General features: G+C 37.0%; 6 protein-coding genes and 1 rRNA gene. 6 read left to right on the top strand and 1 reads right to left on the bottom strand.

Annotated elements, in window-relative coordinates:
* Nucleotides 1-71 precede the first annotated feature (71 nt).
* The 5 genes from rrf (at nucleotide 72) to B9T27_RS13980 (ending at nucleotide 4790) form a co-directional block, all read left to right on the top strand.
* Nucleotides 72-186: ribosomal RNA gene (gene rrf, locus B9T27_RS14000) — 5S ribosomal RNA — on the top strand.
* Nucleotides 187-645: 459 nt separating this feature from the next.
* The gene (locus tag B9T27_RS13995; RefSeq protein WP_086207428.1) at nucleotides 646-1995 is read left to right on the top strand and encodes an aromatic acid/H+ symport family MFS transporter; all 1350 of its coding nucleotides are present in this window, start codon (nucleotides 646-648) and stop codon (nucleotides 1993-1995) included.
* A 220-nt stretch (nucleotides 1996-2215) separates the two neighbouring features.
* Nucleotides 2216-2626 (top strand): hypothetical protein, encoded by a 411-nt coding sequence (locus B9T27_RS13990; RefSeq protein WP_086207427.1) that lies wholly within the window; start codon nucleotides 2216-2218, stop codon nucleotides 2624-2626.
* Nucleotides 2627-2971: 345 nt separating this feature from the next.
* On the top strand, nucleotides 2972-3283 hold the full coding sequence (locus tag B9T27_RS13985) for an ankyrin repeat domain-containing protein (RefSeq protein WP_086207426.1): 312 nt from the start codon (nucleotides 2972-2974) through the stop codon (nucleotides 3281-3283).
* A gap of 343 nt (nucleotides 3284-3626) precedes the next feature.
* Nucleotides 3627-4790: an acyl-CoA dehydrogenase family protein gene (locus B9T27_RS13980; RefSeq protein ID WP_086207425.1), complete on the top strand. Its 1164-nt coding sequence runs from the start codon at nucleotides 3627-3629 to the stop codon at nucleotides 4788-4790.
* A 40-nt stretch (nucleotides 4791-4830) separates the two neighbouring features.
* Here B9T27_RS13980 and B9T27_RS13975 read toward each other — a convergent pair whose 3' ends face one another.
* Entirely contained in the window at nucleotides 4831-5448 is a 618-nt protein-coding gene (locus B9T27_RS13975) for a TetR/AcrR family transcriptional regulator (protein WP_086207424.1), read from the bottom strand.
* 155 nt (nucleotides 5449-5603) lie between these two features.
* Here B9T27_RS13975 and B9T27_RS13970 point away from each other — a divergent pair, with 155 nt between their 5' ends.
* Nucleotides 5604-7412 (top strand): acyclic terpene utilization AtuA family protein, encoded by a 1809-nt coding sequence (locus B9T27_RS13970; RefSeq protein WP_086207423.1) that lies wholly within the window; start codon nucleotides 5604-5606, stop codon nucleotides 7410-7412.
* Nucleotides 7413-7472 lie beyond the last annotated feature (60 nt).

The following is a 7472-nucleotide window of genomic DNA, read 5'->3' as shown; positions in this document are numbered from 1 at the left end:
TGACCAAAGCTAGGCACAACGAAGCGTAAGCAACGTAATTAAGACCATAGCGAGTAATCATAAACAGTTGTGCTGGCGACAATAGCAAGAGTGAACCACCTGATCCCTTCCCGAACTCAGAAGTGAAACCTCTTAGCGCTGATGGTAGTGTGGGGTTACCCATGTGAGAGTAAGTCATCGCCAGCTCATTATTCCTAAAAACACCCCTTACAATGTAAGGGGTGTTTTTTTATGCGCGGAAGTTAATGAATTAAGAAAAGGGGGGTAATGGCTATTTTGAATCAGCTAAGCGTAAATTTTAAAGGGTATAAAAAGAGCTATTGTTAACAAGTAATTTCTATATTAGAAAATATATTTTTAAATAGATAGTTAGTTGTTTAGAAAATATGAATAATATGGGGATATTTTTCTATTAGAAATGATTAAAATCATTCAAAATAAAGTATGAAAAATCATATATTGATAAATTTTAAAATAGATATAAAACTTTAAAAATAATAAGTTATAAATTTTTATTAATCTACTGATAGCTTATCCATAAGTCTAATTGCTCATGAAATTTGACTTGCGTATATTGCGCCAAAATTGAGTTTTACTTAAAAATTCATGTGAAATCTGGACAAGTACTCATGGGAGATGAGAACGATGGCAACGGAAAATTTAGATATTAGTTCTGTAGTCGATAAAGCGAAATTTACCCCGTTTCACTTCAATGTTGTAGCTTGGTGCTTATTGATTATTTTATTTGATGGCTATGATTTAGCAATTAATGGTGTGGTGCTGCCACTCTTGATGCAAGAATGGGATTTAAGTGCTGTACAAGCTGGTATGCTCGCCAGTACCGCATTAGCTGGCATGATGTTTGGTGCTATGTTCTTTGGCTCTTTAGCCGACAAAATTGGCCGTAAAAAAGTCATCATGATTTGTATTGTATTATTTAGTGGTTTGACTTTTGCAGGGGGTTTTGCATCGAATCCTACTGAATTTGGGATTTTGCGCTTTTTAGCAGGCTTAGGTATTGGTGGTGTTATGCCGAATCTGGTGGCTTTAACGTCTGAATATGCACCGCAAAAAATGCGCAGTACATTGGTGACGACTATGTTCAGCGGCTATGCCGTTGGTGGTGTAATGGCAGCATTATTAGGTTCATGGTTTACTTCAACATTTGGCTGGCAGATAATGTTCTTTATTGCTGGCATTCCTTTGTTCTTATTGCCTTTAGTTTGGAAGTTTTTACCTGAATCTTTGGCATTTATTGTGAAAGAAAATAAACAGGACAAGGCTCGCAGTATTGTTCGACGCTTAGCACCGAATTTAAAGATAATTGACAGTACAATATTTAGTTTGCCAAAGGTTGATGTACCTGAGTCTGCAAACGTAGTGAGTTTATTCCGTCGAGGTCGTGCAACAAATACGTTGTTATTTTGGCTGGCATTCTTTACCTGCTTGTTGACCATGTATGCATTGAGTAGTTGGTTGCCTAAGTTAATGATGGCAGCAGGTTATTCAATGGATAACAGCTTAATGTTCATGATGGTGATGAATGTGGGTGCAGTTGTCGGTATTGTCGGTGGTGGTATTTTAGCGGACCGTTTCCATTTAAAGCCTGTGTTGATGTGCTTGGGTATTATGGGTGCGATTGTAATGAGCTTAATGGGCTTTCAGTCGAACCAGTTTTTACTATACATTTTGGTATTCTTGGCGGGTGCAGCTTCAATAGGTTCACAAATGTTACTATATAGCTATGTGGCGCAATTCTACCCATTGGCAGTGCGTTCTACGGGGATTGGCTGGTCATCAGCTATTGGTCGTATGGGTGCGATTGTCGGCCCAATTTTAATTGGTGCTTTGCTGGGTATGAGTTTACCTGCTTATATTAATTTTATGGCAGTGGGTATGCCAGTATTGATTACCGCAATTGCTGTTGCGTTGATTATGCATGATGATGAATCTGAGAAGATTGGTTTAAGTGAAGTAGTAGGAGTTAAAGCTTAAAACTTCAGTTTAATTTAAAAGAAGCCTCTGAAAAGGGGCTTTTTATTGTATATTTAATATATCTCATAATTTATAAAATCGAAAAATATGATTGGTTTAGAAATAATAGGGTTGGGAGTCATTGCTAATTTAATGAGTGAGGGTTTCAAAAAATCAAACCTCCTACAACGCAATCAGAATCAAAAAAATTTCTGAGCGACTTCGACTCATTTTAAAATTAATGAATCAAGAGCGAGACGAAAAATTTACAGTTGCAGAATTCAGTAAGATTTTAAAATTAAAAAAAGTGAGTGATTTAGAAAAATATTTTTTTAATGAAGAAGATCCGACTTTTAAATTTCTCAAAAAATTTTCAAATGAATTCGCAATTAATATTAGATGGATTACAGAGGGTAAAGAGCATCCTTTTAAATATGATGAAGATAACTACATACAACTTTACGATGATTGTCTAAATAAAATAGAACAACTTAGCCCTGAAATTATATATTTCGTCAGAGCCGACAGTATAAATGGCGAAACTTGCATACTTCTAGAAGTGAATGATCATCGTTTCATCGTTATTCATTTTCTTGTACATTTTAGTACTCAAAATGGGTATGGGGTGGGACACGTCAATGAGTTGATTTAAGAAAATTGATCATGACTCTAGTATTAGATAAAAATATTAATCAATGCTAAATAGTATCTAATAAAATATTCAATGACTTATACGGTAGAAGAATTTACCCCTCTTACAGGACTACGTAGAAAGAGAGGTGCTTTTCAGTATTGACATGATGATTTTACAGATATTCATAATAAAAAGTGTGGTTATCAGCATCATTCTGAATATGATCAAAATTTCAAAGATGCCTTCAATATTGTTAAAATTTATATAGAGAAAAATGGTGAAAGTTGATTTAAACAAAATTTCAATTGATACCTTAGAACTGTATGTTTTAATAACTTAAAAGTTTTTTTGGAAGAAACTCGTATGCAATTTAATTCTATCTCTCCAATTCCTGAAGATGATGAAGAACTGCATCTGCCAGAACTGGTGTATTGGGCATCTTTAGGTAACTTAGCTGAAGTCGAAAAAGCATTGGCTAAGGGTATAGATGTAAACTCTACAGATGAAGAAGGCTATAGTGCACTTCACGCGGCAGCAGAAAATGATCATCTTGACGTGGTAAAGTTACTGGTAAACAAAGGTGTGGATGTACAGCACCAAGCACCACACACTGCTTTGGAGCTTGCAGAAATGGCTGAAAACATAGAAATAGTTGCCTATTTAAAAAGCCTATAAGTGAAAAATAGAGTCTAAAATAAAAAGAAGCCCCATCATCCTGATGAGGCTTCTTCGTATTGGTTACGCTAGGTAAACTCCTGTTCTACCTCATTTCCTGATGCTCAAACTTATGATTATTGTTTTTAGTTTGGGAAACGTCCTGTTTCCTGATGTGATTAGAATAGTAAAATTTTGAGGATCGTTATAGTGGTTATTCTTCACAATAGCTGTACGCCATTGCTTACATGAAAAATGAATTGATAAATAATATGATGCGATTTGATCTTTATTGCAAATTAAAAAAATAAAAATCCTGTCACTATAAAAGCCGTGCTTAAAAATAATACAGGATGTGCAAAATATGCAACTTAATCCAATTTACTATACAGATCAACATATTGCATTTGCAGATTCAGTACGTAAATTTGTACAAAAAGAATTAATGCCACACATTAATGAATGGGATGAAGCAGAAACCTTTCCAAGAGAACTCTATAAAAAAGCTGCAGATATTGGCTTACTTGGATTAGGCTTTGATGAAAATTATGGTGGAATATCGGGTACAGATGCATTTTATGTTTTGCTCTCTTCTATTGAATTGGCAAAAACAGCTTCTGGTGGTTTATGCGCATCCTTATTATCGCATTCCATTGGTGCTCCTCCAATTAACCATTTTGCTAGTACAGAAATAAAAGAAAGTGTGCTGACGCAAATATTATCGGGGGAGAAAATTTCTGCACTTGCAATTACCGAACCGGGTGGTGGATCGGATGTGGCTGCATTACAGACTAAAGCAATTCGAGAGGGTGATGATTATATTATCACGGGTGAAAAAACCTTTATTACCTCTGGAATGCGTGCGGATTATTATACTGTAGCTGTTCGAACTGATCCTGATGCAAAAGGTGCCAATGGAATTTCGATGCTATTGATTGATGCGCATAGTGCTGGAATCACGAAAACCAAATTAGATAAAATGGGCTGGTGGGCATCCGATACCGCACATCTTCATTTCGATCAAGTACGAGTCCCTGCAAAAAATCTTTTAGGTGCTGAAAATATGGGTTTTTTGGTAATTATGAACAACTTTAATATGGAACGTTTCTTTTTGGCGTCCAGTAGTTATGGTTTTGCGCTGACTTGTTATGAAGAGGCTTTGGAATGGGCACAACAGCGTAAAACGTTTGGTAAGCGTTTGGTTGATCATCAGGTGATGCGACATAAGTTGGTGGATATGGCTACTCGACTCACCACAACGCGTGCATTATTGGAAGATACAGCCTATCGCTTAGGTCAACCAGAATTACAAGGTAATGATTTAGTTGCACAAATTTGTATGCTAAAAAACGTTGCAACACAAACCATGCAGTTTTGTGCGGATGCCGCAGTGCAAACATTAGGAGGCATGGGCTTTATGCGAGGTACCAAGTCTGAACGTATCTATCGAGAAGTTAAAGTCAATATGATTGGGGGTGGTGCTGAAGAAATCATGAAAGATTTAGCCAGCCGTCAGTTGGGGTATTAAGCGATCAATGATCAAATTGTGGATAAAAATTGACTTATCCTCAATTTGATGGATTGCGAGTATTCATTGCCATTTCCCAAACAGTTTCTGTTAACTCATTCATAGATACTTTGCCATTAGGATTAAACCAAGTCACGGTCCATGCAATGGCTCCTCCAATTAGACGTCGCCAAATAAATGCATCATGCTGAATCTTGCCATCATCACATAAACTTTGAATTACACTCAGCCAAATATCTTCGTAATGATTACGACGTTTTAATAATTCATTTTGTTTTTCTGTAGATAAAGCAAACCATTCATAGACTAAAACGGCCATTGCAGAACCTGTATCACCAGTAATAGAGATGAGTTCAGCTTTAATCAGCTGTTTTAGTTGTTGCTCAGGATTATTAGATGACTGAACAGCTTCTTCCAAACGGGAATGATTATAAATAATGGTTTGTTCCATCACATTGGCAAGAATATCATCTTTACTTTTAAAGTGATGAAATAGGCTACCTGATTGAATACCAATGAATTGTGCTAACTCTCTGACTGTCGTTTTTGCATAACCCTGTTTGTGAAACAAATAGGCAGCACCAGATAATAAACGACCACGAGGAGTATCCTCAAAGCAAGCAATGGGCTGAATATCATCAATTGAGTGTGCAATCATTTAGCTAGAATTTCCCGTTAAAGCAGTCTGTTGCTGCTTATTTAGAATTAAAAGTAACATTTTTGTCAATTCAGCATAACATTTTGCTCTTTACAAACCAAGCGCTTGCTTGGTAAATTGGGAGCATAAATTTTAAGCAAAATAATGAGAAGACAATGACAGATACTCTACAGGATGATCAGCGTATCGTAAAAATTGGTTGTGCGTCAGGCTTCTGGGGAGACACCAATACAGCAGCATTTCAATTGGTACATTTATCCGATATTAATTACTTGGTCTTTGATTATCTGTCTGAAATAACCATGTCAATTATGGCCAAGGCGATGATGACTGATCCAAATCATGGCTATGCTTTAGATTTTGTTAGTCGAGTGATGACACCTTTATTGAAAAAAATTAGTGATAAAAAAATTAAAGTGATTAGTAATGCTGGTGGTGTAAATCCATTGGCTTGTCGTGATGAATTACAAAAAGTAATTGAGGCACAAGGTTTAAATTTAAAAGTGGCAGTGGTTTTAGGTGATGATCTTTTATCCAAACAAGCCGATTTCAAAAATCAAAATATTAAAGAAATGTTTAGTGGTGAGGAATTACCAACACATCTTGCCAGCTGTAATGCTTATCTCGGTGCTGTACCGATTCGTGATGCTTTAGATTTGGGTGCCGATATTGTGATTACTGGCCGAGTGGTGGATTCAGCCGTGGTACTCGCACCATTATTGCATGAGTATAAATGGTCTTTAGATGATTATGATAAGTTGGCCCAAGGTTCACTGGCAGGGCATATCATTGAATGTGGTGCACAATGCACAGGGGGAAATTTTACCGATTGGCGTTTGGTAAAAGGTTTCGACAATATGGGTTTTCCAATTGTTGAAGTTCAAGAAGATGCATCTATTATTGTGACCAAGCCACATGGTACTGGTGGTTTAGTATCTACAGCGACTGTGGCGGAGCAAATTGTTTATGAGATTGGTGACCCACAAGCCTATTATTTGCCTGATGTAACTTGTGACTTTAGTAATGTTCACTTAGAGCAAGTGGCTGAGCATCGTGTTGCCGTCACAGGAGCAAAAGGTCGAGAGCCTTCATCTCAATATAAAGTGAGTGCAACTTATCCTGATGGATATCGAGTTTTGGTGAGCTTTTTAATTGCTGGACGTGAAGCACCAGAAAAAGCACAAGTGATCGCCGATGCTATTTTAAATAAATGTGAACGGGTTTTAGCATTGCGCTCAGTGCCGCCATTTATAGAAAAATCAGTTGAAATTCTCGGTATTGAAAGTACCTACGGTGCACATGCACGACATACAGATAGCCGTGAAGTTGTGGTTAAAATTGCAGTAAAACATATGTTTAAAGAAGCTTGTATGTTCTTTGCCTCAGAAATTGCACAGGCTTCAACTGGTATGGCACCTGCATTGGCCGGAATTGTTGGTGGACGTCCCAAAGCATCCCCAGTGATTAAACTTTTTTCTTTTTTGATTAATAAAGACCAAATTAATGTTGAGATTGATGTCGATGGACAACGTCATGCAGTTTTAATTCCTCACGGCACTTCCGATCAAACATTTGATGCACATCTAAGGGGTGACGTAGCGCATTTACAAGGTAATGAAATTGAAGTTGCTTTGATTGAATTGGCGCATGCACGCAGTGGAGATAAAGGCAATCATAGCAATATTGGTGTGATTGCGCGTAAGGCAGAATATTTACCTTGGATTCGTGCCAGTCTGACCGAAACCAATGTGACTGAATATATGAAACATGTTCTAGATGCTGAAAAGAGTAAGGTGATTCGTTATGAGTTACCTGAGTTGAAGGCCTTAAATTTCATGTTGGAAAATGCATTGGGCGGTGGTGGTGTTGCGAGCTTACGCATTGATCCACAAGGAAAAGCTTTTGCACAGCAGCTCTTGGATATGCCAGTAAAAATCCCCGAAAATTTACTCGATCAAAGATAAAAAATCCCTCTTTCGAAAAGGAACATATTTAGAAAATTGAGTATTTAGAAATAATCGAAA

It is taken from the genome of Acinetobacter sp. ANC 4648 (genome assembly GCF_002135345.1).
Taxonomy (GTDB): domain Bacteria; phylum Pseudomonadota; class Gammaproteobacteria; order Pseudomonadales; family Moraxellaceae; genus Acinetobacter.
Note: the sequence above shows the minus strand (reverse complement) of the source record. Positions and strands in the feature narration are given on the sequence as shown.

What these genes read in the sequence shown, in the direction of transcription:
- B9T27_RS13985 (WP_086207426.1), top strand. Translation starts at nt 2,972, where the DNA reads ATGCAATTTAATTCTATCTCTCCAATTCCTGAAGATGATGAAGAACTG.
- B9T27_RS13980 (WP_086207425.1), top strand. Translation starts at nt 3,627, where the DNA reads ATGCAACTTAATCCAATTTACTATACAGATCAACATATTGCATTTGCA.
- B9T27_RS13990 (WP_086207427.1), top strand. Translation starts at nt 2,216, where the DNA reads ATGAATCAAGAGCGAGACGAAAAATTTACAGTTGCAGAATTCAGTAAG.
- B9T27_RS13975 (WP_086207424.1), bottom strand. Translation starts at nt 5,448, where the DNA reads ATGATTGCACACTCAATTGATGATATTCAGCCCATTGCTTGCTTTGAG.
- B9T27_RS13970 (WP_086207423.1), top strand. Translation starts at nt 5,604, where the DNA reads ATGACAGATACTCTACAGGATGATCAGCGTATCGTAAAAATTGGTTGT.
- B9T27_RS13995 (WP_086207428.1), top strand. Translation starts at nt 646, where the DNA reads ATGGCAACGGAAAATTTAGATATTAGTTCTGTAGTCGATAAAGCGAAA.